Annotated in this window: 23 protein-coding genes and 1 other annotated feature; of the genes, 10 read left to right on the top strand and 13 right to left on the bottom strand. The window is 52.2% G+C overall.

What is annotated here, in order from left to right; translation table 11 throughout:
• Positions 1-23: 23 nt before the first annotated feature.
• From adk to OGY09_RS23890, 7 genes are all read right to left on the bottom strand, one after another.
• Positions 24-668 carry an adenylate kinase gene (adk, locus tag OGY09_RS23920; RefSeq protein ID WP_003021773.1) on the bottom strand — a complete coding sequence of 215 codons (645 nt, stop codon included), beginning with the start codon at positions 666-668 and terminating at the stop codon, positions 24-26.
• 231 nt (positions 669-899) lie between these two features.
• Positions 900-2,774, bottom strand: coding sequence for a molecular chaperone HtpG (htpG, locus tag OGY09_RS23915; protein ID WP_032942554.1), 1,875 nt, complete (start codon positions 2,772-2,774; stop codon positions 900-902).
• A gap of 110 nt (positions 2,775-2,884) precedes the next feature.
• Entirely contained in the window at positions 2,885-3,490 is a 606-nt protein-coding gene (gene recR, locus OGY09_RS23910; RefSeq protein ID WP_032942553.1) for a recombination mediator RecR, read from the bottom strand.
• Positions 3,490-3,819: a YbaB/EbfC family nucleoid-associated protein gene (locus OGY09_RS23905; RefSeq protein WP_003021764.1), complete on the bottom strand. Its 330-nt coding sequence runs from the start codon at positions 3,817-3,819 to the stop codon at positions 3,490-3,492. Before OGY09_RS23905 ends, recR begins: the two co-directional genes overlap by 1 nt.
• 57 nt (positions 3,820-3,876) lie before the next feature.
• Complete coding sequence (gene dnaX / locus OGY09_RS23900) at positions 3,877-5,805, bottom strand: DNA polymerase III subunit gamma/tau (protein ID WP_032942552.1); 1,929 nt, start codon at positions 5,803-5,805, stop codon at positions 3,877-3,879.
• Positions 4,480-4,544: a sequence feature (DnaX frameshifting element), on the bottom strand. Its footprint overlaps the gene before it by 65 nt.
• Before the next feature lie 210 nt (positions 5,806-6,015).
• Positions 6,016-6,567 carry an adenine phosphoribosyltransferase gene (gene apt, locus OGY09_RS23895; protein WP_275399118.1) on the bottom strand — a complete coding sequence of 184 codons (552 nt, stop codon included), beginning with the start codon at positions 6,565-6,567 and terminating at the stop codon, positions 6,016-6,018.
• A 193-nt stretch (positions 6,568-6,760) separates the two neighbouring features.
• Entirely contained in the window at positions 6,761-7,138 is a 378-nt protein-coding gene (locus OGY09_RS23890; protein ID WP_008783969.1) for a DUF454 family protein, read from the bottom strand.
• A gap of 69 nt (positions 7,139-7,207) precedes the next feature.
• Between OGY09_RS23890 and priC the strand changes: the two genes are divergently transcribed.
• Together priC and rsmS are read left to right on the top strand one after the other, a co-directional pair.
• Positions 7,208-7,735, top strand: coding sequence for a primosomal replication protein N'' (gene priC, locus OGY09_RS23885; protein ID WP_008783968.1), 528 nt, complete (start codon positions 7,208-7,210; stop codon positions 7,733-7,735).
• 14 nt (positions 7,736-7,749) lie between these two features.
• Entirely contained in the window at positions 7,750-7,911 is a 162-nt protein-coding gene (gene rsmS, locus OGY09_RS23880) for a pleiotropic regulatory protein RsmS (RefSeq protein ID WP_008783967.1), read from the top strand.
• Between the two features lie 75 nt (positions 7,912-7,986).
• Here rsmS and mscK read toward each other — a convergent pair whose 3' ends face one another.
• Together mscK and acrR are read right to left on the bottom strand one after the other, a co-directional pair.
• On the bottom strand, positions 7,987-11,352 hold the full coding sequence (gene mscK, locus OGY09_RS23875; RefSeq protein ID WP_032942551.1) for a mechanosensitive channel MscK: 3,366 nt from the start codon (positions 11,350-11,352) through the stop codon (positions 7,987-7,989).
• 128 nt (positions 11,353-11,480) lie between these two features.
• Positions 11,481-12,131 carry a multidrug efflux transporter transcriptional repressor AcrR gene (gene acrR, locus OGY09_RS23870; protein ID WP_003831045.1) on the bottom strand — a complete coding sequence of 217 codons (651 nt, stop codon included), beginning with the start codon at positions 12,129-12,131 and terminating at the stop codon, positions 11,481-11,483.
• A gap of 141 nt (positions 12,132-12,272) precedes the next feature.
• Between acrR and acrA the strand changes: the two genes are divergently transcribed.
• The 6 genes from acrA (at position 12,273) to OGY09_RS23840 (ending at position 19,067) form a co-directional block, all read left to right on the top strand.
• Positions 12,273-13,466 carry a multidrug efflux RND transporter periplasmic adaptor subunit AcrA gene (gene acrA, locus OGY09_RS23865; protein WP_032942549.1) on the top strand — a complete coding sequence of 398 codons (1,194 nt, stop codon included), beginning with the start codon at positions 12,273-12,275 and terminating at the stop codon, positions 13,464-13,466.
• A gap of 22 nt (positions 13,467-13,488) precedes the next feature.
• Positions 13,489-16,638: an efflux RND transporter permease AcrB gene (gene acrB / locus OGY09_RS23860; RefSeq protein ID WP_008783964.1), complete on the top strand. Its 3,150-nt coding sequence runs from the start codon at positions 13,489-13,491 to the stop codon at positions 16,636-16,638.
• Between the two features lie 488 nt (positions 16,639-17,126).
• Complete coding sequence (tomB, locus tag OGY09_RS23855; RefSeq protein WP_003021733.1) at positions 17,127-17,501, top strand: Hha toxicity modulator TomB; 375 nt, start codon at positions 17,127-17,129, stop codon at positions 17,499-17,501.
• Positions 17,502-17,528: 27 nt separating this feature from the next.
• The gene (gene hha / locus OGY09_RS23850; protein ID WP_002892050.1) at positions 17,529-17,747 is read left to right on the top strand and encodes a hemolysin expression-modulating protein Hha; all 219 of its coding nucleotides are present in this window, start codon (positions 17,529-17,531) and stop codon (positions 17,745-17,747) included.
• A 181-nt stretch (positions 17,748-17,928) separates the two neighbouring features.
• Complete coding sequence (gene maa, locus OGY09_RS23845; protein WP_003835924.1) at positions 17,929-18,480, top strand: maltose O-acetyltransferase; 552 nt, start codon at positions 17,929-17,931, stop codon at positions 18,478-18,480.
• A 116-nt stretch (positions 18,481-18,596) separates the two neighbouring features.
• Complete coding sequence (locus tag OGY09_RS23840; RefSeq protein WP_020996574.1) at positions 18,597-19,067, top strand: YlaC family protein; 471 nt, start codon at positions 18,597-18,599, stop codon at positions 19,065-19,067.
• Positions 19,068-19,145: 78 nt separating this feature from the next.
• Here the strand turns inward: OGY09_RS23840 and ykgO are convergent, their stop codons facing one another.
• Positions 19,146-19,286, bottom strand: coding sequence for a type B 50S ribosomal protein L36 (gene ykgO, locus OGY09_RS23835; protein ID WP_005125190.1), 141 nt, complete (start codon positions 19,284-19,286; stop codon positions 19,146-19,148).
• Between the two features lies 1 nt (position 19,287).
• On the bottom strand, positions 19,288-19,548 hold the full coding sequence (locus OGY09_RS23830; protein ID WP_008783961.1) for a type B 50S ribosomal protein L31: 261 nt from the start codon (positions 19,546-19,548) through the stop codon (positions 19,288-19,290).
• A gap of 188 nt (positions 19,549-19,736) precedes the next feature.
• Between OGY09_RS23830 and pdeB the strand changes: the two genes are divergently transcribed.
• Entirely contained in the window at positions 19,737-21,290 is a 1,554-nt protein-coding gene (pdeB, locus tag OGY09_RS23825; protein ID WP_032942548.1) for a cyclic di-3',5'-guanosine monophosphate phosphodiesterase PdeB, read from the top strand.
• A 51-nt stretch (positions 21,291-21,341) separates the two neighbouring features.
• Here pdeB and OGY09_RS23820 read toward each other — a convergent pair whose 3' ends face one another.
• A complete protein-coding gene (locus OGY09_RS23820; RefSeq protein ID WP_008783959.1) occupies positions 21,342-21,695 on the bottom strand; it encodes a DUF1428 domain-containing protein in 354 nt (117 codons plus the stop codon).
• Between the two features lie 64 nt (positions 21,696-21,759).
• A complete protein-coding gene (gene yczE, locus OGY09_RS23815; protein ID WP_032942547.1) occupies positions 21,760-22,389 on the bottom strand; it encodes a membrane protein YczE in 630 nt (209 codons plus the stop codon).
• A gap of 86 nt (positions 22,390-22,475) precedes the next feature.
• Between yczE and yczR the strand changes: the two genes are divergently transcribed.
• On the top strand, positions 22,476-23,903 hold the full coding sequence (gene yczR / locus OGY09_RS23810) for a MocR-like transcription factor YczR (protein ID WP_032942545.1): 1,428 nt from the start codon (positions 22,476-22,478) through the stop codon (positions 23,901-23,903).
• The last annotated feature ends 14 nt before the right edge of the window (positions 23,904-23,917 follow it).

Genomic DNA, 23,917 nt, shown 5'->3' with positions numbered 1-23,917 from the left:
AAGAGGTTTATTACGCGAAAAAATTAGCCGAGGATTTTTTCCAGCGCTGCGCGCACGTCAGCAACGGCCTGGGTGCCGTCAACTTTCGCGTATTTGGTGTTACCCGCCTGCGCTTCTTTAGAGTAGTAGCCGATCAGCGGAGCGGTCATCTGATGGTATTCCACCAGGCGCTTACGTACAGTTTCTTCCTGATCGTCTTTACGGGTGGTCAGCTCTTCGCCGGTCACGTCGTCTTTACCTTCAACCTTAGGCGGGTTGAATTTGATGTGGTAAACGCGGCCAGAAGCAGCGTGTACGCGACGACCCACGATACGGTCAACGATCAGTTCGTCAGGAACATCGAACTCCAGAACGTAGTCCACGTTGATGCCCGCTTCTTTCATGGCGTCTGCCTGCGGAATAGTACGCGGGAAGCCATCCAGCAGGAAACCATTACGGCAGTCTTCCTGAGCAATACGCTCTTTTACCAGCGCGATCACCAGCTCATCAGTCACCAGCTTACCGGCGTCCATGATGTCTTTCGCTTGTTTGCCCAGCTCGGAGCCAGATTTCACGGCGGCACGCAGCATATCACCGGTGGAGATTTGCGGAATACCATACTTCTCCATGATGAACTGAGCCTGAGTTCCTTTACCCGCGCCCGGAGCGCCAAGCAGAATGATACGCATTACGAAAATCCCCTTAAAGGTTGTCGATATTTTTTAAAAAGCGCTAAACGATACCACCATCACGCAATTGGCTCAAGAAAGACGCCCGACGCTGAAACGGTTAACGGTGGGAAAATTAAAAATAAGGAGAGAAAATGCCGGATGGCGGTGGAAACACCGTATCCGGCATACTATTACGAGATGCTGTAGGCCGGATAAGCGTTAGCGCCATCCGGCATTACATTACGGGTATCAGGACACCAGCAACTGGTTCATACGACGGATGAACTGGTTCGGGTCTTCCAGCGTGCCGCGCTCAGCAAACAGCGCCTGATCCAGCAGCAGTTCGACCCATTCTTTGAACTGCGCTTCGTCCTGGGTATCCGCCGTGCGTTTTACCAGCACGTGGTCCGGGTTCAGTTCAAAGATATATTTCACTTCCGGTACGGCCTGGCCCGCAGCGGCAAACAGTTTCGCCATCTGAGTGCTCATTTCATCCGCATCGGTGGTGACGATGGCTGGCGTGTCAGTCAGACGGTGAGTCAGACGCACTTCTTTCACGCGGTCGCCCAGCAGGGTTTTCACGCGCTCAACGAACGGCGTCAGCGCTTTTTCCGCTTCTTTTGCCGATTCATCAACTTCATCCGCCAGCTTGTCGATGGACTCGTCTGCTTTGGCAACAGACTGGAATGCCTTACCGTCGAACTCGGTCAGGTAGTTCATCATCCACTCATCGATGCGGTCAGAAAGCAGCAGCACTTCGATGCCTTTCTTACGCAGCAGTTCCAGGTGCGGGCTGCTCTTCGCTGCCGCATAGCTGTCTGCGGTGATGTAGTAGATTTTCTCCTGCCCTTCTTTCATACGCGACACGTAGTCTTCCAGCGACACGGTCTGTGCGGAGGAGTCAGTGTGCGTAGACGCGAAGCGCATCAGCTTAGCGATCGTTTCCTGGTTGGCGTGATCTTCCGCCGGGCCTTCTTTCAGTACCAGGCCGAACTGTTTCCAGAAGGTCTGGTATTTTTCCGCGTCGTCTTTCGCCAGTTTTTCCAGCATCTGCAGTACGCGTTTGGTCAGCGCGCTGCGCAGGTTACGGGTGACGGTGCTGTCCTGCAGGATCTCACGGGAAACGTTCAGCGGCAGATCGTTGGAATCTATCAGACCGCGCACAAAGCGCAGGTAGTTCGGCATGAACTGCTCGGCGTCGTCCATAATAAACACACGCTGGACGTACAGTTTCAGACCATGCTTGTGATCGCGGTTCCACATATCCCACGGAGCCTGGGACGGGATGTACAGCAGGCTGGTGTACTCCTGCTTACCTTCCACACGGTTGTGGCTCCAGGTCAGCGGGTCAGTGAAGTCGTGGGCGATGTGCTTGTAGAACTCGTTGTATTCGTCGTCTTTGATTTCCGACTTGTTACGGGTCCACAGCGCCTGCGCTTTGTTGATCTTTTCCCAGGAAACCACGGTCTCGCCGTCTTTTTCTTCGGATTTTTCGATCTCTACCGGCAGCGCGATATGGTCGGAATATTTGCTGATGATGGAACGTACGCGCCAGTCATCAAGGAACTCATCTTCGCCTTCACGCAGATGCAGGGTGATTTCGGTGCCGCGATCGTCTTTGGTGATGTCGGCAACGGTGTACTCACCTTCGCCCGCAGATTCCCAGAACACGCCGTTTTCCGGCTTATCGCCCGCAGCGCGGGTACGCACGGTGACTTTGTCCGCCACGATGAACGCAGAGTAGAAACCCACCCCGAACTGGCCGATCAACTGGCTGTCTTTCGCCTGATCGGATCCCATGGATTCGAGGAAAGATTTAGTACCGGATTTCGCAATGGTCCCCAGATGATCGATAACGTCATCACGGTTCATCCCCACGCCGTTATCGGCAATGGTCAACGTACGCTTATCTTTATCGAAGGAAACACGTACACGCAGCTCACCGTCGCCTTCATACAGGTCCGGGTTAGACAGGGCGCGGAAACGCAGCTTGTCTGCCGCATCCGAGGCGTTAGAGATAAGCTCACGCAGGAAGATTTCTTTATTGGAATACAGAGAATGGATCATCAGGTGCAGAAGTTGTTTTACTTCTGACTGAAAACCACGAGTTTCTTGTCCTTTCATGTAGATCTACCTCAACAATGCCATTTTCAATGGTAAAAACACGTTGAGGGTGAAATGGGGACAAGCGGGAAGGATTTCAAGCGGAAGCCGCCGTCGCGGCCTCCGTTTGTTCAGAATTTAATCTTGTGTCGCCCTGCCAGAGAGTGCGACAGCGTAGTGCCATCGACCATTTCCAGCTCGCCGCCTACCGGAACGCCATGGGCGATACGGCTGGCTTCAACGCCATATTGCATGCAAAGCTCAGCAATATAGTTGGCGGTCGCCTCTCCTTCGACCGTAGGATTGGTCGCCAGGATCAGTTCGTTGATGTGCTCAGACTCCAGTCGCTGTTCGAGACGATCCAGCCCGATATCATCAGGGCCAATACCGTCCAGCGGCGACAGGTGTCCCATCAGCACGAAGTAACGTCCGGAAAATTGCCCGGTTTGCTCAATGGCGTAGATGTCCGCCGGACTCTCCACCACACAAATCTGACCGTTTTCCTGGCGACGCGGGTTCGAGCAAATGTTGCAGACGTCTTGCTCTGTGAAGGTGCGGCAATCGGCACAATGGCCGATTTCCGACATTGCCTTCGTTAACGCCTGTGCCAGACGCATCCCGCCGCTGCGATCGCGCTGAAGTAGCGTGAACGCCATGCGCTGCGCCGACTTCGGGCCAACGCCCGGCAGACAGCGCAGTGCTTCCATAAGCTGAGTTAACAGCGGGCTGGTTTGCATCAGAACGGCATCTTAAAGCCAGGCGGCAGCTGCATTCCGGAGGAAACAGAGGCCATCTTCTCTTTCTGCGTCTCTTCAATGCGACGCGCCGCGTCGTTGAATGCCGCAGCAACCAGGTCTTCCAGCATCTCTTTGTCGTCTTCCAGCAGGCTTGGATCGATCTCCACGCGACGGCAGTTGTGCGCGCCGTTAATGGTCACTTTTACCAGACCCGCGCCAGATTCGCCGGTCACTTCCAGCTTGGCGACTTCTTCCTGCATCTGCTGCATTTTTTCTTGCATCTGCTGGGCCTGTTTCATCAGGTTACCCAGACCGCCTTTACCAAACATAGGCTTCTCTCTCAATCACGTTAAGGGATGACGACCGTCAAACCATTAGGCTCACGATCAAATGGGGCGAATACTCTCTTCGTCCAGCTCCGCATCGAAAAAACGACGCAGCGTCTGGATGTTATTATCCGCAATAATCGACTCACGCGCCTGCGCGAGCTTCTCTTCATAAATGGCCTGACGCCACTCCAGCGGCGTACGCACCGCTGGATTATCATCTTCAACGATGGTCAATTCAACCGTTGACCCCGTTAAGGAACTCAGTGCTTCAGCCAGTTTTTGCTGCGCGCCGCTGGAATTAAGGTGTCGCTGCGTGGAACGCAGGTGCAGGCAAACCACGTTGCCATTCTCTTCTTTCCACGCATTAAGCGCCACCTGCTCCACCAGTTTAGGCAGCGAGAGCTGACTCACCTGGGCGGCCCACGGGTCGCGTTCAATGGCTTCAGCCGCAAGCTTTGCCGCCAGTTCCGGCGTTTTTTCATGCTCAAGCGCTTTTTTCAGCGCTTTCGGCGTGGCAACGACTTCTTTAACTTCTGCAACAGGATTGGTCGCTTTCCAGCGATACGCTTCTTTCTTCGCCGGTGCTTTTTCCAGCGCAGAGACCGCCGGACGCGCCTGAACACGTTCCGACACCGAAGCCAGTCTTTCCAGCGCAGCATTATTCACCGGCCGCGCGCGGGAAGCGGCTGCCGGTTCACTCTTTTTTGCTTTGGTTGCTCCCTGAGCGCGTTGCAGCTGGTTACGCGCCGCCAACACCTGACTGGTGGCATCGGAGAGCGGCACATTCTGTTGCTGTTGTGCAGGCGCGGGCTGCTGCTGCACCTGCGTCGGGGTCATCACCGCCGTGGGTGCGACCGGGGCAAACGACTGTCGTGGAACTTCAGGTTCCGGGAGCGGCATGCGCGGATGAAAAGCCAGCGCACGCAGCAGCGTCATTTCGACGCCCATTCGCCTGTCCGGTGCATACGGCAGTTCTTTGCGGCCGATTAACAAAGTCTGGTAGTAAAGCTGCACATCGGTTGGCGGAACAATTCGCGCCAGTTCACGCATACGCTGTTCAATGGCGGCCATATCGCTGCCGAGCGCGGCAGGCGAAAGCTGAACCATGGCAATACGATGCAGCAAAGCCGACATCTCAACCAGCAGCGCTTCCCATTCGATACCGCGCGCGGCGGCGTCGTTTACCAGCGCCATAACGCGTTCGCCGTCCGCAGCCACAACCGCTTCAACGAGCGAGAGCGCCTGGTCGTCGTCCAGCGTGCCGAGCATGGTGCTGACCGCCTCGGTCGAGACCTGACCATCGCCGCTGGCGATCGCCTGATCGGTCAGGCTCAGCGCATCACGCAGGCTACCGTCCGCGGCGCGAGCCAGCAGTTGCAGTGCACGTGGTTCATGGGCGATATGCTCTTCTTTGAGGATATGCTCAAGCTGATGGCGAATCTGTTCGACATCCAACGCTTTAAGATGGAATTGCAGACAGCGCGACAGGATAGTCACCGGCAGCTTCTGCGGATCGGTAGTCGCCAGCAGGAACTTAACGTGCGCGGGCGGCTCTTCGAGCGTTTTCAGCAAGGCATTAAAACTGTGGCGCGACAGCATGTGCACTTCGTCGATCAAGTAGACCTTAAAGCGACCGCGCGCAGGCGCATACTGGACGTTATCCAGCAGGTCACGGGTGTCTTCGACTTTGGTGCGTGAGGCGGCGTCGATTTCAATCAGATCGACAAAACGCCCCTGCTCGATTTCCCGGCAATTATCGCACACGCCGCACGGCGTAGCGGTGATGCCGGTTTCACAGTTCAATCCCTTCGCCAGCAAGCGGGCGATAGAGGTTTTCCCGACGCCACGGGTGCCGGAAAACAAATAAGCATGATGAATACGCCCTAACGACAAGCCGTTCGCCAGTGCCGTCAGCACATGTTCCTGGCCGACGACGTCAGCAAAGGTTTGTGGGCGCCATTTTCGGGCTAAGACCTGATAACTCATTGGCAGGCTCTGAAAGGCTGGAGGGTGGATTCACAGGGGGATAATGCTAACACAACCTCGCAGCGACGGCGAGGTTGACACGTTATATTCGGGCGTTATCGTTGCAGTCAGTTTGGTTTCGGGCAGCGCACAGAAACCGGAGCGTACACGCAGTACGTGAGGATTTCGAGCACTGACCGGGGCCAAAATGGCAAAAAAGATAGCCCTAAATTAGTGGCCCGGGAATGGAACCAGGCTATAACAGGTCAGCCTCTGTTTTTCCAGACGCTGTTCGCCGCCCAGATCAAACAGGTTAATGATAAAAGCAGCATCGGTAACTTCACCACCCAGACGGCGGATCAGCTTCACGGTCGCTTCAATCGTGCCGCCAGTTGCCAGCAGGTCGTCCACAACCAGCACTTTATCGCCAGGTTTGATGGCATCAACGTGGATTTCCAGCTGATCGGTGCCGTACTCCAGCTCATAGGTCTCAGCAATAACTTCACGCGGAAGCTTACGGGGTTTGCGTACCGGAACAAAGCCGACGCCCAGCCCCAACGCTACCGGCGCGCCAAACAGGAAGCCACGCGCTTCGGTGCCAACCACTTTAGTGATACCCGCATTTTTGTAGCGTTCAACCAGCAATTCAATGCTGAGGGCGTAGGCTTTCGGGTCTTCCAGTAAACTGGTGACATCACGAAAGAGAATGCCCGGTTTTGGGTAGTCGTGGATGCTTTTGATGCTATTTTTGAGAAACTCAAGCTGCTGTGCTGTCGCGGTCATAAGTTTGTGCCTGATTAATACAGTATTACTTCACGGCGCACTAAACACTTCATCCTCGACGTATCTTGAATGATTTTGTGTCTATATAAGAGCCAAGGTTACACTTGCTTAACCTTTGACCACCTGCGCCTGTGCTCGAAAACGGTCGAATTTACTGGCTGTGAGAGACAATTGCAACAGCGATTATTGCGCTTTACTGCTTTTGTTGTTTTTCATCAATCACCGGGATCCGCCACATAAAAATCAGTAAACAGGCGAGAATAACCAGCAGCAGGCCGCGCACCCACATCATATTGACCAGCCACAGTGAAATGCCAAACGTCACCAGGATCAACAAAATAGCGCGCGGTTTTGCTCCCGGCGGCATCGCACGGTGTTTTTGCCAGTGGCGCAAATACCCGCCGAACCACGAACGGTAAAGCAACCAGTCGTGAAAACGCGGCGATGAGCGGGCAAAACACCAGGCGGCCAGCAGTATAAACGGTGTCGTCGGCAACAGAGGCAATACAACGCCCAGCGTACCTAGCACTACCGCTATCCAGCCAATGATGATTAGAATAATGCGTTGCATAATATGAGTACTTAACACAGAGAATCGCTACTTTAGCATAACGGTTCTCATTTTCATCGGAGTGTTGTTGTGAAAACCGCCATGCTGTTACAGACGCTCGAAAACCAGCTTAACCGCTTGCGACAACATTGCGCCCCGCTGGCGCACCACACAACGCTTAGCGCCCGCTTTGACAGGCATCTGTTTCACACGCGCAGTACGTTGCTGCAGGCCTGTCTGGATGAGGCTGACGATAATCTTACTGCCCTGCGTCGCGCCGTTGAGCAGCAGCAACTCCCACAAATCACCTGGCTTGCGGAACACCTTGCCTCACAGTTAGAGGCGATTTCACGTGAAACCGCCAGTTGGTCCCTTCGAGAGTGGGACAGCGCTTCTCCAGGTCTGGCGCGCTGGCAGCGCAAGCGGGTCCAACATCAGGAATTTGAGCGCCGTCTGGTTGAAATGACGCGTGAACGCAAAGAGCGTCTGGCTCAGGCTACCGGCTTTGAAGAACAGCAAAAACTGCATCGTGAAGTAGAAGCATTCGAGGCGCGACTGGCGCGCTGTCGCCATGCTCTGGCAAGAATAGAAAACGTGCTGGCGCGTTTAACCCGCTAATCCCCGGAGAATTTATGTCATTAGAGAACGCCCCGGACGAGGTCAAACTGGCCGTCGATTTGATTGTTTTACTTGAGGAAAATCAGGTTGCGCCTGAAACCGTACTGAAGGCGCTGGAGATTGTTAAACGGGATTACGAAAAGAAACAGCTCTCTTGTTCAAAAAACGCGATATAGCTGGAATGCCTGAAAGCGTTGCACTTATCAGGCCTACGAATGAATCGAAGCTCGCAGGCCTGATGAGTTTTTCTATTAACCTACCGAAGGCGTCGGATCATCACCTTTAATGATGTCACGCTTAACCTCGGTCACGGTATCACCTTTCGCGTTATGCAGATGCACTTCGAGTTGGTTAAAGGCGATATCAATGTCGTTTTCACGGCACAAACGATCGACCGCACGGTTCAGTTCATCAACCGTGTGACTACGATCGCGCAGTTCACGCACGTATAAACGCAGTTCATGATCCAGCGTGCTGGCGCCGAAGGCGGTAAAGAACACCGCAGGCTCTGGATCGTGCATCACTTTCGGGTGTTCCATCGCCGCCTGCAACAGCACTTTCTTCACTTTATCCAGATCCGAACCGTAGGCCACGCCGATGCGGATCACCAGGCGCGTGGTGGTATCGGAAAGCGACCAGTTGATCAAACGCTCCGTCACAAATGCTTTGTTCGGGATGATCACCTCTTTGCGATCGAAGTCGGTAATGGTGGTGGCACGGATACGGATCTTGCTGACCGTTCCTGAGAACGTACCGATAGTCACGGTATCGCCGATGCGGACCGGGCGTTCAAACAGAATAATCAGACCCGAAACAAAGTTACCGAAGATTTCCTGCAAGCCAAAACCAAGACCAACCGACAGGGCTGCTGCCAGCCACTGTAGCTTATCCCATGAAACACCGAGCGATCCGAAGACCGTCATCGCGCCGATGGCGATGATCGCGTAGTTAAGGATCGTGGTGATCGCATACGAAGCGCCCTGACGCATCTTCAGTCGCGACAGCACCAGCACTTCCAGCAGGCCGGGTAAGTTACGGATCAGCGCCCACGCGACCATTGACGCAATAATCGCAAACAGCAGGCTGCCCATGGTGACGTCTTTCACCACCGCAGCTCCCGCTTCGGTGCCGTTGTAATGCCAGAGCGTAATGCTATCAAGGTAGCTGAATACAGTTATCAAATCAGACCAAATAGCCCAGAACAGAACACCAAACAGGGCAACCATTACCAGCATGGTGATGCGCAGCGTTTGCTGGTTCACCTGCTCAAGCGCAATGGTCGGTTCTTCCTGCGGCTCGGCTCCTTCCGCCCCTTCTTTCACCAGGTTCTGACGACGCGCTAAGGCACGGCGCCAGGCGATACGCCGTGCCGCCACGCTCAATCCACGCAGTACCGTCTGATACAGCAGGTTCCAGAGGATAACCAGATAGACCGTTTCAATCCAACGACCGGCCAGGCGCAACGTGGTGTAGAAATACCCTGTCGCCGTCAGCACCATTAATGCAATCGGGATAATTGAGAGGACAGTAATGGTAACCAGACGCAAGCCATGCGACTCTTTGTCGCGCCAGCTTTCACGACACATTGGCCATACCAGGAAGGCGATCAGCAGCAGGTTGAGGAAAATAACTACCTGACCCAGCACATCGTCCATCAAATTAAGCGGTGACAGCTCAGCAATGACCGACCAGAAGTTGAGCGGTAACAGCGCCAGGCTAATACGCACGATCTGGCGGCGCCAGTGGCTGGTCTGCTTCGCTGGCATACCAAAATGACGAATTGCCACGCCATCTTTTTCCAGCACCTTCCAGCACAGACCAAACACCAGCCAGAAGACTGTCATCTTCTTACTGAACGCCCACAGCAGGTCGCTGATATTCAACTGCATGGTAAGCAGAATCAGGCCCACGGCGAGGATAATCAGGCACGCCGGCAACGCTCTGATCAGATCGATCAGAATCGCTTTTGGCGTATTGAGCTGACTGTCATTACGCAGATTCCCTACTGCGGCGGCTAATTTCGCCTGATACTCTTTCAACCATTTCAAACGCCAGCGGATTAACCCGGCAATAAGCAGCAACGGTAGCCCCGCCAGGAACGCAATAAAGACGGCGGGCCAGGCTTTTTCCCAGTTCACCGTGATTTTCATCGACTTAAACTGGTCTTTTAGCGTTTGTGGGAAGGCTTTGATCCAGTCCCAGTCCATCGGACGGTTACTATTAACCCAGAAGATTTGCTGCGTGAGGATCCCTTTCAGGTTCTTCGACACGCTCATTAGCTGCTGTTGATTGATTTGCAGGTTAATTGCCATCATCAACTGGTTGCCCAGCTGCTTGTTCAGCTGATCCAACAGTTCACGGCGCATATCCACAACCTGCAGCAGGGCATCATGGACTTCACCATTCACTTCGTTGCTGTGCCCTTCTTCCAGTTTGGCGACAAACGCATCGTTCTGGAATAGCGCATCACGCTGCTGGTTTATCTCAAACTGTTCCAGACGCAAATCGGCGATCCGGTTGGTCATATCGGCAAGTTCATCCGCCGACGGCAGCGTTTGTTGTTGCTGATACAGAATACGCGACAGCAGCAGGCTGCCTTTCAGGACGGCAATCTGTTCTTTAATGTTGCGTTCGGATTGCAGCGCGCGGTCAAGCCAGTTTTTGACTTTGATATTCTGCTGCATCAGGTTGTTGCCGTTTTCGGTCGCGGCAATCAGACGCTGGCTGAGCTGATGGTTAACGTCCAGTTCCTGCTTCACTAACGGGTTTGACTGAATACGTTCGGCTTCATCCGGCGTTACCGCTTCCTGAGCCGTCTTTTCGGTTAACGTTAGTCGTTTGCTGTTCACCGCTTCTTGCAGAAGCTGGAGCTGATGTTCAAGCCGGTTACTGTTAGCTGTTACGTAATCACGTTGTTTTTGCAAGGTATCCTGCAAAACAGTATTACCTTCGAGGCTCTTACGCTGTTGGTCGATCTGCGCACTCAGCAGCGCCTGCTGTGCCTGCAGCAACACCTGCTGGCTGGGGCGTAACGCAGCCTCTCCCACATTGTTGCCATCGAGTCGATTACGAATTTGCTGCATTTGCTGCGACGCGGTGTACATCGCATTCTGCACACGCTCTGGCTGCGTCTGGAGCGACACCAGTTGGCTGTTGTAAGCGGCAAGATCGTTTTGTGCACTTTGCAGGTCATCCAAAACCTGTGCCACGCGCGACTCAAGCTGTCGCAAGGAGAGTGTACTCAGCGTTTTTCGCGTTTCATCGTCGTTATCGACATCGCTGAGCGAATTTAACGCATCCGTCGCCTGACGCATTTTCTCCGGTGCCTGGGCAACTTTCTGGCGAAGCTGTACGGTCTCATCTTTCACGCGATCGATTTTATCCAACGTGGCGATGGTATCGATGAGATCCTGTTGGACCAGCTTATCCTGCGCGGAGAGATCTTTTTGTTTACTCAGTGCGTCCAGTTGGCTCTGAATATCCGCTTTCGTCGGCAGTTCACCACTCTGTTGCGCCCGCGCAAAAGCAGACGACTGGCAAGATAGCAAGAGAATGAAGAAAAGAATGGTAATAGCAATAAGATGCTGTGAACGTTTATAGAGCTGCAACATAGTCATGAGAATGAACGTTTCTGAACCGGAAAAGTGACCGAAAATAGTCAAGCGGCAAGAATATCACGGCTGTGACCGGCAGAATAGCAGCAGGCAAAACGACCAGGAGAATTCCTGGTACAGGCCCAAAACGTTTAGTGGATTTCCGCCACGCCAAGCCGCAGAGTTGGGCACATAAGGCACATCTCCAGCAGCACAGCGACGTATTCCCGAGCTTCTTTTTTCAGATCAAACGATTCGGGGGCAAATAACCAGTTTTCTATGATTCCGGTAATATAGCTGCGCAACAGGACCGCCACGCGACGGGTGTTCAGGTTTTCCGGCAGCATATTGGCATCCATACAGTGCCGCAATGTTTGTTCGATACGATCGTAATTTTCAATACAAAGATGGCGTTGAGCTAACTGAACAGAGGCCATTTCCCCGACAAATTCGCATTTGTGGAATATAATTTCCAGCAACAAACGTCGGCGTTCTTCTGTCACGGTAGCTTCAAGAACGTAAATTAAAATTTCTCTTAATACTGATAGTGGATCGTCGGGGAATTTTGCCTGATACTCAGTCTCTAACTCATCAATGTTAGGTTTTGCTAGCTCCCAGATTTCACTGAATAAATCCGACTTGTTTTTGAAATGCCAATAGATTGCGCCGCGCGTGACACCAGCGGCTTTTGCGATCTCCGCAAGCGAGGTGGATGATACCCCTTGTTGCGAAAACAAATGCAGAGCAACATCGAGAATATGCTGTCGTGTTTCCTGTGCTTGTTGTTTGGTTTTTCGTGCCATATGTCAGTGAATTTACAGGCGTTAGATTTACATACATTTGTGAATGTATGTACCATAGCACGACGATAATATAAACGCAGCAATGGGTTTATGGGCTTTAAGCCATTGATCAATTTGAAATCGGACACTCGAGGTTTACATATGAACAAAAACAGAGGGTTAACGCCTCTGGCAGTCGTTCTGATGCTCTCAGGCAGCTTAGCGCTAACAGGATGTGACGACAAACAGGCCCAACAAGGGGGCCAGCAGATGCCAGAGGTTGGAGTTGTTACGCTCAAAACTGAACCTCTACAGATAACAACTGAGCTTCCGGGTCGCACCAGTGCGTTTCGCATTGCAGAAGTTCGTCCTCAGGTTAGCGGTATTATCCTGAAGCGTAATTTCACGGAAGGTGGCGATATCGAAGCGGGTGTATCTCTCTATCAGATTGATCCTGCAACTTACCAGGCCGCTTATGAAAGCGCAAAAGGCGATCTGGCCAAAGCACAAGCCGCAGCAAATATCGCTCAACTGACGGTTAAACGTTATCAGAAACTGTTGGGTACTAAGTACATCAGTCAACAGGATTACGATAGCGCGCAGGCAGACGCACAGCAGGCAAACGCCGCCGTTGTCGCCGCGAAAGCCGCGGTAGAAACTGCACGCATCAATCTGGCCTATACCAAAGTGACGTCGCCGATCAGCGGCCGCATTGGTAAATCATCCGTTACGGAAGGTGCTCTGGTGCAAAACGGTCAAGCGACCGCGCTGGCGACCGTTCAACAGTTGGACCCGATCTACGTGGACGTGACGCAGTCAAGCAACGACTTCCTGCGCCTGAAACAAGAGCTGGCCAACGGCACGCTGAAGCAAGAGAACGGCAAAGCGAAAGTCGAACTGGTGACCAACGACGGCATTAAATACCCGCAGTCCGGTACGCTGGAATTTTCTGATGTGACGGTTGATCAAACCACCGGTTCTATTACGTTACGAGCCATCTTCCCTAACCCGGATCACACCTTACTGCCGGGTATGTTCGTTCGCGCACGTCTGGAAGAAGGGATTAACCCAACGGCATTACTGGTTCCACAGCAAGGCGTTACCCGTACACCGCGTGGCGATGCCAGTGCATTGGTTATCGGTGCAGACAACAAAGTTGAAACTCGTCAAATTGTCGCCGCACAAGCGATTGGCGACAAATGGTTAGTCACTGATGGACTTAAGCCGGGCGACCGCGTGATTGTCACTGGGCTGCAGAAAGTACGTCCTGGCGCGCAGGTAAAAGCGCAGGAAATCACCGCTGATAACAACCAGCAAGGCCAAAGCGGTAGCCAGCCTGAACAGTCCAAGTCTTAACTTAAACAGGAGCCGTTAAGACATGCCTAATTTCTTTATCGATCGCCCAATATTTGCGTGGGTGATCGCCATTATCATCATGTTGGCAGGGGGGCTCGCGATCCTCAAATTGCCGGTAGCGCAATATCCAACTATTGCACCGCCAGCAGTGACGATCTCCGCGACCTACCCTGGCGCTGATGCCAAAACAGTACAGGATACTGTTACGCAGGTTATCGAACAGAACATGAACGGTATCGATAACCTGATGTACATGTCCTCTAACAGTGACTCCACGGGTACCGTGCAGATCACCCTAACCTTCCAGTCTGGTACTGATGCGGATATCGCGCAGGTACAGGTGCAGAACAAACTGCAGCTGGCCATGCCGTTGCTGCCTCAGGAAGTACAGCAACAAGGGGTTAGCGTTGAGAAGTCATCCAGCAGCTTCCTGATGGTTGTCGGTGTTATCAACACCAACGGCACCATGACGCAGGAGGATATTTCCGACTACGTTGGCGCCAACATGAAGGATGCCATCAGCCGTACTTCAGGTGTGGGTGATGTTCAGCTGTTCGGTTCTCAGTACGCGATGCGTATCTGGATGGATCCGAACAAACTGAACAACTTCCAGCTGACGCCGGTTGATGTAATCAGCGCCATCAAAGCGCAGAACGCCCAGGTTGCAGCCGGTCAGTTAGGTGGTACACCACCGGTGAAAGGCCAGCAGCTTAACGCGTCAATCATCGCGCAAACCCGTCTGACCTCCGCTGATGAGTTCAGCAAAATTCTGCTGAAAGTGAATCAGGATGGTTCCCAGGTTCGTCTGCGTGACGTGGCGAAAGTGGAACTGGGCGGTGAGAACTACGACATCATTGCGAAGTTCAACGGTAAACCGGCATCCGGTCTGGGTATCAAGCTGGCGACAGGTGCTAACGCCCTGGATACAGCAAACGCTATCCGCGATGAACTGAAGAAGATGGAACCGTTCTTCCCGTCAGGTCTGAAGATCGTTTACCCGTATGACACCACACCGTTCGTGAAAATCTCTATTCACGAAGTAGTGAAAACGCTGGCGGAAGCAATCATCCTCGTGTTCCTGGTAATGTATCTGTTCCTGCAGAACTTCCGCGCGACGCTGATTCCGACTATCGCCGTGCCGGTGGTGCTCTTGGGTACGTTTGCCGTCCTTGCGATTTTCGGCTTCTCGATAAACACCCTGACGATGTTCGGGATGGTACTCGCCATCGGCCTGTTGGTGGATGACGCCATCGTTGTGGTCGAGAACGTTGAACGTGTAATGGCTGAGGAAGGACTACCGCCGAAGGAAGCAACGCGTAAATCAATGGGCCAGATTCAGGGCGCACTGGTGGGTATCGCGATGGTACTGTCAGCGGTATTTATCCCAATGGCGTTCTTCGGGGGTTCTACCGGTGCAATTTACCGTCAGTTCTCCATCACCATTGTTTCCGCGATGGCGTTGTCTGTGCTGGTGGCGTTGATTCTGACCCCTGCCCTGTGTGCGACCATGCTCAAACCGATTGCTAAAGGCGATCACGGAGAAGGCAAAAAAGGCTTCTTCGGCTGGTTTAACCGCATGTTCGATAAGAGTACGCACCATTACACCGATAGCGTAGGCGGTATTCTGCGCAGCACCGGTCGTTATCTGGCGCTGTATCTGATCATCGTCGTGGGCATGGCCTATCTGTTCGTTCGTCTGCCAAGTTCGTTCCTGCCAGACGAAGACCAGGGGGTATTCCTGTCTATGGCTCAGTTGCCTGCGGGTGCAACGCAAGAGCGTACCCAGAAGGTGCTGGACGAAATGACGGATTACTATCTGACCAAAGAAAAAGCGAACGTTGAATCGGTGTTTGCCGTTAACGGCTTCGGTTTTGCAGGTCGTGGTCAGAACACCGGTATCGCATTCGTCTCTTTGAAAGACTGGAGTGAACGTCCAGGTAAAGAGAACAAAGTTGAAGCGATTACTCAACGTGCAATGGGCGCATTCTCGCAGATCAAAGACGCGATGGTCTTTGCCTTTAACCTACCAGCGATTGTGGAGTTAGGGACCGCGACCGGTTTCGACTTCCAGTTGATTGACCAGGCAGGCCTGGGCCATGAGAAGCTGACTCAGGCGCGTAACCAACTGTTTGGTGAAGTCGCGAAGCATCCTGATCTGTTGGTCGGTGTTCGTCCTAACGGTCTGGAAGATACGCCGCAGTTCAAGATCGATATCGATCAGGAAAAAGCGCAGGCTCTGGGCGTTTCCATTAGTGATATTAATACAACGCTGGGTGCAGCATGGGGCGGAAGCTACGTGAATGACTTCATCGACCGTGGTCGTGTGAAGAAAGTTTACGTCATGTCTGAAGCGAAATACCGTATGTTGCCGGAAGATATTGGAAACTGGTACGTCCGCGGCAGCGATGGACAGATGGTACCGTTCTCCGCCTTCTCTACCTCACGTTGGGAATACGGTTCACCGCGTCTGGAACGCTATAACGGTCTGCCGTCCATGGAAATCTTAGGCCAGGCCGCTCCGGGTAAAAGTACCGGTGAAGCCATGGCCATGATGGAGCAACTGGCCAGCAAACTGCCATCCGGTATCGGTTATGACTGGACCGGTATGTCCTACCAGGAACGACTGTCCGGCAACCAGGCCCCTGCCCTGTATGCCATTTCACTGATCGTCGTGTTCTTGTGTCTGGCAGCGCTGTACGAGAGCTGGTCAATTCCGTTCTCCGTAATGCTGGTTGTACCGCTGGGTGTTATCGGTGCATTGCTGGCAGCAACGTTCCGCGGCCTGACCAACGACGTTTACTTCCAGGTAGGCCTGCTCACAACCATTGGGTTGTCGGCGAAGAACGCGATACTTATCGTCGAATTCGCCAAAGACTTGATGGATAAAGAGGGTAAAGGTCTGATAGAGGCGACGCTGGACGCAGTACGCATGCGTTTACGTCCAATCCTGATGACGTCACTGGCCTTTATTCTGGGCGTAATGCCGCTGGTCATCAGCTCCGGCGCAGGTTCCGGTGCACAGAACGCCGTTGGTACTGGCGTAATGGGCGGGATGGTGACGGCTACCGTGTTGGCTATCTTCTTTGTTCCGGTGTTCTTTGTGGTGGTACGCCGCCGCTTTAGCCGCAAAAATGAAGATATTGAGCATAGCCACTCAGTAGAGCATCATTGATACATCTCTAAAGATAAGGCCGCGCAAGCGGCCTTTTTTCTGGAAAAATCATAAAAATCACTTATTGCCATTCCGTTTATTTTCTATCGGATAAATAAGCGATATAATCCTTGCAGCCTTAAAGGCTATTCTTAAAAAAACAGCGAGAGTTCTTATTTACTTTAATAAATATTAAGATTAATCCTATCCACTGGTTCACATTGTCGGTTGTTGCCTTTCGTTGCTAAACCTAAACAAGATAACCCGATGATTGCCCGAAGAATAAAGAAATTGTCCCATTTCGAATAGCGGCATTTATCTGTTAAAATGTAAAAATGACGTAGCATCATAATTTTACATAATTGTAATTTTTCGTGATATGACGATGAAATCTTTTTTAGAGTAGATTATAGTTAAATCATCAGGAGTCGCGGGCAAGTTCCAGGTAGTTGTTGTATCCATCCCGAAAGGTGTTCGGTTAGTTTAAGCCACTAAGAAGGGGATGCGTTATGGATGAATACTCACCCAAAAGACATGATATCGCGCAGCTTAAATTTCTCTGCGAAACTCTGTATCATGACTGTCTTGCAAACCTTGAACAAAGTAACCATGGCTGGGTTAATGACCCTACCTCTGCAACCAGCTTGCAGCTCAATGAACTGATAGAGCATATTGCAACCTTCGCACTTAATTATAAAATTAAGTACAATGAGGACAATAAGCTGATCGCGCAGATAGATGAATACCTGGATGACACTTTTATGTTGTTCAGCAGTTATGGTATTAATACGCAGGATCTGCAGAAATGGCGGAAGTCAGGTAATCGACTGTTTCGCTGTTTTGTCAATGCCACCAGGGCTAATCCTGTTAGTTTGTCTTGTTAAAAATTATTACAATCATAGGTAAGAGTTATGTCCGATAAACCATTAACTAAAACAGATTATTTGATGCGCCTGCGACGTTGCCAGACAATTGATACGCTAGAGCGCGTTATTGAAAAAAATAAATATGAATTGTCCGACAACGAACTGGCTGTATTTTACTCAGCAGCAGATCATCGCCTTGCTGAATTGACCATGAATAAGCTTTACGACAAGATTCCAACTTCTGTTTGGAAATTCATTCGCTAATTGCACTCAAGGTTAAGTCAGGTATAGCGGTACCGTTGTCTGGCTGACCATTTTCGTATTTACAATGGTTATTTAATTCAAATCGCGTGACTATGATCACAGCAAAGAAGCGGGAACGTTCCCCTTGTTTGCATTACGTTTTACTGTGCTGAAATAACCTTCAGTACACAGGGAATTCGTAATGCGTAATGAAAAGCAAAAAATGATCGCCGGCGAATACTATCGCCCGGCAGATGAAACGCTGCGCAGTGACCGACTACGCGCTCGTCAGTTGATCCATCGCTACAACCTCACCGCTCCCGATGAAAAAAATGAGCGTCAGGCAATCCTGCACGATCTGTTAGGTCAGAGTGAGGGAGCCTATATTGAACCCTCTTTCCGTTGTGATTACGGTTATAACATCTATCTTGGTAAAGACTTTTACGCTAATTTCGACTGCGTTATGCTCGACGTTTGTCCAATTCATATTGGCGACAACTGCATGCTGGCACCAGGCGTTCATATCTATACCGCGACCCATCCGCTGGATGCTACCGAGCGCAACAGTGGCCTGGAGTTCGGAAAGCCCGTGACTATCGGCAATAATGTCTGGATAGGTGGCCGTGCAGTGATCAATCCCGGCGTCACGCTGGGCGATAACGTGGTTGTGGCATCAGGCGCAGTGGTCACTAAAAGCGTTCCGGCAAACACCGTGGTTGGGGGCAATCCCGCAAGGATCATCAAAACGCTGTGATCTTAAATGTAACTGTTATGCTAAATTGCGGTTAATCTGTTACTTTCTTCAAAGGGTATCCCCTTTTAAAATAGGGCGATCCCTCCTGAATTTTGCAGATATCACGAAGGCAAGAGATGACAGAAATACAGCGCCTGCTTACTGAAACAATCGACGACTTAAATATTCGCGAGAAGCGCGACAACAAACCGCGCTTTAGCATCAGCTTTATTCGCAAACACCCAGGGCTGTTTATCGGCATGTATGTTGCGTGGTTTGCCACGTTGGCGGTGATGCTACAGTCAGAAACGTTAGTCGATTCGGTATGGCTGCTGGTGGTACTGTTCGTTGTACTCAACGGCTTTTTCTTTTTCGACGTTGCGCCACGATACCGCTTTGAAGATATCGACGTTCTGGATTTTAGAGTTTGCTATAACGGAGAATGGTACAACACTCGCTTTGTCCCCTCCTCTCTCATCGATACTATCCTGCACTCACCGTCCGTGGATAGCGAACATAAAGCACAGCTGCAAAAGATGATATCGCGCAAAGGCGAACTCTCGTTTTACGATGTCTTTACGCTTACCCGCGCCCAGACCAGCCAGTAACGGCATCTCAGCACAGATAAAAAAAGTGCGTTCCTGCGAAGGTAACGCACTTTAATCCCTGAAATGCTGGCAAAGAAACTAACGTCTTTTTTTACGCCCCTGTACTGCTTTAAAGCGCGGATTCGTTTTGCAGATAACGTACAAACGCCCTTTGCGTTTTACTATCTGGCAGTCAGGATGGCGCTGTTTTGCGCTGCGAAGTGAATTGAGTACCTGCATTTTAACCCCGCTTAACGCCAATAAAATGACCAAAACGTTTTTGGAAACGTGCTGCACTACCTTCATTATCAAAGGTTTTTTGTTTCCCGGTATAGTACGGATGTGATTTAGAAGAGATATCGAGGGTCACGTACGGGTACATTTTCCCCTCAAACTCAATTTCACGCTCAGTCTTGATGGTCGAACCGACCTTAAAGAATTCATTGGCACTGGTATCGTGAAACACTACGGTACGGTAAAAAGGATGAATATCCGGTTTCATGGCAACCTCAATTTGTTACGTTATAACATAACCATCAAAATACACCACTCTTGTATAAACCACAACCTGATTTACGCTACAGGGAGTCAAACGGGATGATAAATGGCCGTAAATATATGATGCCAATCGAATAGCTTTTTGGGGTTTCGGATATACTTTCCCTACGCTGTGTAAATAAGGATATCACTGTGACAACACGACATTTGATAAGCCTGGTGACTGGGGTACTGTTCCTTTCCATCCTCGCGCCGGTAGGTTTAAGCCTGTGGCTGGCACATCGACAGGTCGAAACGAAATTTATCGATGAACTCGATATGTTCTCAACGCGAGTCGCATTACGTACGGAACGCGTAGGCGAGCAGGCGAAAAAAGCATTGCGCCATATTGAAGCATTTCAGGGGGTGCCTTGCAGTGAAGAGCATCTGCTGGAAATGCGTCGTTTGTCCTATAGCTATCGCTATATTCAGGAAGTGCTGTACCTCAAAGATAATGTTCCGCAATGCTCATCTCTGGAAAAAAGAAGCCAGGCAGACGCATTTCCACCCGCAATGAAAGTTACGCCTGATGGATATCGCGCATGGCTTACCACGCAAAATGATTTGGGCATCAAGCGCTTTATGGCAGCATTAGGGAGCGAACATTATGTTGTGATGGTCGATCCGGGCTCTTTCATTGACGTCATCCCTTTTGGCTCATGGCCGATTGAAGTGACTATCATTGGCACCGTGCGCAACGTCGTGGTTGCCAGTAGCGCCGATCTGCCATCGGACGTTTTGCAGCATGTACAGCAAGAAAAATCGATTACTCATTTTAAAAAAGATGGCAGCATTTATAACGCCCGCCCCTTTCCTGAGTTGGGTATTACGATCGTAACCTGGGCATCTACCCTGCCGTTACAAAAAACCTGGCACCGACAGGCGCTGATCTGGCTTCCGGCAGGCATTCTTATCGGATTGCTCACCGCCGCCTTTGTTTTGCGCATTTTGCGCCGCTTACAGTCGCCCCATCACCAATTACAGGACGCTATCCAGCATCGGGATATCAAGGTCTACTACCAACCGATTATCTCGCTCAAAACGGGAAAAGTCGTCGGGGCTGAAGCACTGGCTCGCTGGCAACAGGCTGACGGAAGCTATCTGTCGCCAGAAATTTTCGTCGCGCTGGCGCAAGAGACCGGGCTGACAGAGCCTCTCACACGGTTGATTATTGAAAGCGTATTTGAAGATTTAGGTAAATGGCTGCGTCAGCATCCGGAGCAGCATATATCCATCAATCTTGAGTCAGCCGATCTGGCCTCCGAAACGCTTCCTGCTCTGTTAAGTCAGAAAGTGAACCACTGGCAACTTAAGCCTGCGCAAATCGCGTTGGAGCTAACTGAACGCGAGTTTGCCGACCCGAAAAACAGCGCGCCGTTTATTGCTAAATACCGTCAGGCAGGCCACTCGATCTATATCGATGATTTTGGCACCGGCTATTCCAGCCTGAGCTATTTACAGGATCTGGATGTCGACATCCTGAAGATAGACAAATCGTTCGTTGATGCACTGGAGTACAACAACGTGACGCCACATATTATCGAGATAGCGAAAACGTTGAAGCTGGAGATGGTGGCGGAAGGTATCGAAACCGAGAATCAGGAAGCCTGGCTACGCCAGCATGGCGTGCAGTACGGTCAGGGCTGGCTTTACAGCAAAGCGCTGCCGAAGGCGGAATTTATTCTGTGGGCAGAAAAACGGCTTTAACATTGCTGTTGATGTTGAGATGGCTGGCGGCACGCCGCACAGCCAGTCACATCACTCTTCCATAATGGGCGCAAATCCACCGTAGATCATTCGCTTGCCATCAAATGGCATAGATTCACCGAACTCCTTCATACGGGGATCGGACATCATCTTCTGATTCGCCGCATCGCGGACCTCTTTGGAAGGGTATTCAATCCAGCTGAATACCACTTCTTCATGCTCCTGTGCTTTCACAGCCATGCGAAAATCGGTCAGTTTGCCGTCGGGGACATCATCTGCCCAGCACTCCACTACGCGTAATGCACCGAACTCCTTGAAAAGCGGAGCTGCTTTTGCCGCCATCGCAATGTACGCCTCCTTGTTTTCAGCGGGTACGGCAACCACAAAGCCATCAACATACTTCATGAGAAAAACCTCCGAAGTGTACTGCGCGGCAAGCCGATTCCGGCCGCGTCAGTCGAGGTTAAGTTTAGTCGCCAGTAGGCGATCGCGCCCCAGGTGCATTCCTGATACGCGTACGTGACTGCGGCTGATGCCGAAACCACGGCAGGCAAAGCTGAATGAGCGGCCCGATAGCCAAGGCATACAGCACCGTACCAACCCCCACGGTTCCCCCCAGCAGCCAACCGATAAGCAGCACCGACACTTCGATTGCGGTTCGAATTCGTCGTACTGGCCAGCCGGTACGCGCGTGGATACCGGTCATCAGACCATCACGCGGACCGGCGCCAAAACCTGCGCCAATGTACAGGCTGGTTGCTAACGCATTCAATATTACCGCTGACACCAGCAGCCCGCTGCGCGCCAGCAGAGATTCAAATCCAGGAATCACCAGCAGCGCGGCATCTGCCGCCAGCCCGATCATAATCACGTTGCTCAGCGTGCCAAAGCCTGGACGCTGGCGCAGCGGTATCCACGCCAGCAACACCAACACGCCAACGGCAATAATCACCACGCCGATATTCATCGACAATAAATTGGCTACACCCAGGTGAAACACGTTCCACGGATCGGCTCCTAAATCAGCACGGACAAACATCGCCGTCGATACACCGTACAGCGCCAGCCCGATATATAACTGAAGTAAACGACGCAGCATGCATTTCCCTCCCACTCTCGGATAACTTTCATCTTCACCGCAATTGGCACTATGATTAATGTCCAGTTTTCAAAAAGTGGACTGTTATGTCATCTCGCCGTTATGGAAGTCAGTCTTTGCAACGCCTGCTCGGACACTGGCTGGAAAGCCCCTCGCGAACGCCCATCTGGCGACAGCTGGCAGAAGCGTTACGTCTGCTTATTCTCGATGGTCGGCTGGCGCTGGATAGCCGCTTACCGGGTGAACGCGAGCTCGCCGTCGTCCTGCAAGTAAGTCGAACTACCGTCGCCAGCGCTATGGCGCAACTGCGTGAAGAGGGATATCTGGAAAGCCGTCATGGTAGCGGCTCACGGGTGATCCTGCCGAAACATATTCGCCATGTGCCAACCCGGACCAGCACCGGCACAGCGCTTGATTTGTCCACGGCGGCACTAAGTGCCGGTCCCGAAATTCATCAGGCTTACCAGCAGGCGCTGTTTGCTATGCCACAGCATTTGCTGAGCTCCGGGTATTTGCCGCAGGGGCTGTCGGTATTGCGTGAGTCCATCGCTCAGCATTATTGCGATCGCGGGCTCCCGACGCAGCCCGATGAAATCATGGTCGTGAATGGTGCAGTCAGCGGCCTGGCGCTGATCCTGCGTTTGCTCACCGGCCCCGGCGATCGCGTGGTGGTCGATCACCCCACTTATCCGCTGGCGATTGCCGCGATTCAAGGCGCATCCTGTCGTCCCGTCGGCGTGTCGCTACCCGAGCACGGTTGGGATACCGCGGGTCTGGTCGCCACCATCGCGCAAACCGCACCGAGAATGGCCTACCTAATGCCGGACTTTCACAATCCGACCGGGCGTTGCATGGACGCTGCAACTCGCCAGGTCGTGGCGGATATTGCCGAACGAACCCGCACTACCCTGGTGGTCGATGAGACGATGGTGAACCTGTGGTATGACGCCCCGCCGCCGCCGCCACTTGCCGCATTCAATCGCGACGCGCCGATCATTCTGTTGGGTTCGGCCGGGAAAAGCTTTTGGGGGGGATTACGTCTGGGCTGGATCCGTGCGTCGGCGCGAACCATTGCGGCGCTGGTACAAACCCGCGACACGTTCGATTTAGGCTCCCCCGTGCTTGAACAACTCGCCACCAGCTGGCTGCTGGATAACGCCGCCGACTTTCTTCCTGACAGAAGACGGCTACTCACATCGCAGCGCGATCTGTGCTCGAGCCTGATGAACGCACATTTCCCGGAGTGGCAGTTTACCCAGCCACAGGGAGGACTCTCTTTTTGGGTTGAACTGCCCGATACGCTGGCAACGCTATTCGCTACGCGCGCCGAAAGCGTAGGCATTCAATTAGGAACCGGTACGCGGTTTGGGCTTGATGGCGCATTCGATCGTTTTTTGCGTATGCCTTTCACGTTGCCGGATGACACAGCGCGTGCCGCCTTCAGGGTGTTACAACCCATTTGGGATAACCTGCGTTTGCAGGCCAGCAGCGGGAAAGTACGCAAAATAATCTAAGCGACGAGTCAAAG

Origin of the sequence: Citrobacter sp. Cpo071 (genome assembly GCF_030332765.1) — a bacterium.
Taxonomy (GTDB): domain Bacteria; phylum Pseudomonadota; class Gammaproteobacteria; order Enterobacterales; family Enterobacteriaceae; genus Citrobacter; species Citrobacter portucalensis.
Note: the sequence above shows the minus strand (reverse complement) of the source record. Positions and strands in the feature narration are given on the sequence as shown.

Coding starts and splice junctions, on each gene's coding strand:
- mscK (WP_032942551.1), bottom strand. CDS start 11,352: ATGACTATGTTGCAGCTCTATAAACGTTCACAGCATCTTATTGCTATT.
- yczE (WP_032942547.1), bottom strand. CDS start 22,389: ATGCTGCGTCGTTTACTTCAGTTATATATCGGGCTGGCGCTGTACGGT.
- adk (WP_003021773.1), bottom strand. CDS start 668: ATGCGTATCATTCTGCTTGGCGCTCCGGGCGCGGGTAAAGGAACTCAG.
- rsmS (WP_008783967.1), top strand. CDS start 7,750: ATGTCATTAGAGAACGCCCCGGACGAGGTCAAACTGGCCGTCGATTTG.
- acrR (WP_003831045.1), bottom strand. CDS start 12,131: ATGGCACGAAAAACCAAACAACAAGCACAGGAAACACGACAGCATATT.
- OGY09_RS23840 (WP_020996574.1), top strand. CDS start 18,597: ATGACAGAAATACAGCGCCTGCTTACTGAAACAATCGACGACTTAAAT.
- maa (WP_003835924.1), top strand. CDS start 17,929: ATGCGTAATGAAAAGCAAAAAATGATCGCCGGCGAATACTATCGCCCG.
- dnaX (WP_032942552.1), bottom strand. CDS start 5,805: ATGAGTTATCAGGTCTTAGCCCGAAAATGGCGCCCACAAACCTTTGCT.
- yczR (WP_032942545.1), top strand. CDS start 22,476: ATGTCATCTCGCCGTTATGGAAGTCAGTCTTTGCAACGCCTGCTCGGA.
- acrA (WP_032942549.1), top strand. CDS start 12,273: ATGAACAAAAACAGAGGGTTAACGCCTCTGGCAGTCGTTCTGATGCTC.
- tomB (WP_003021733.1), top strand. CDS start 17,127: ATGGATGAATACTCACCCAAAAGACATGATATCGCGCAGCTTAAATTT.
- htpG (WP_032942554.1), bottom strand. CDS start 2,774: ATGAAAGGACAAGAAACTCGTGGTTTTCAGTCAGAAGTAAAACAACTT.
- apt (WP_275399118.1), bottom strand. CDS start 6,567: ATGACCGCGACAGCACAGCAGCTTGAGTTTCTCAAAAATAGCATCAAA.
- OGY09_RS23820 (WP_008783959.1), bottom strand. CDS start 21,695: ATGAAGTATGTTGATGGCTTTGTGGTTGCCGTACCCGCTGAAAACAAG.
- recR (WP_032942553.1), bottom strand. CDS start 3,490: ATGCAAACCAGCCCGCTGTTAACTCAGCTTATGGAAGCACTGCGCTGT.
- OGY09_RS23830 (WP_008783961.1), bottom strand. CDS start 19,548: ATGAAACCGGATATTCATCCTTTTTACCGTACCGTAGTGTTTCACGAT.
- OGY09_RS23890 (WP_008783969.1), bottom strand. CDS start 7,138: ATGCAACGCATTATTCTAATCATCATTGGCTGGATAGCGGTAGTGCTA.
- acrB (WP_008783964.1), top strand. CDS start 13,489: ATGCCTAATTTCTTTATCGATCGCCCAATATTTGCGTGGGTGATCGCC.
- OGY09_RS23905 (WP_003021764.1), bottom strand. CDS start 3,819: ATGTTTGGTAAAGGCGGTCTGGGTAACCTGATGAAACAGGCCCAGCAG.
- hha (WP_002892050.1), top strand. CDS start 17,529: ATGTCCGATAAACCATTAACTAAAACAGATTATTTGATGCGCCTGCGA.
- ykgO (WP_005125190.1), bottom strand. CDS start 19,286: ATGCAGGTACTCAATTCACTTCGCAGCGCAAAACAGCGCCATCCTGAC.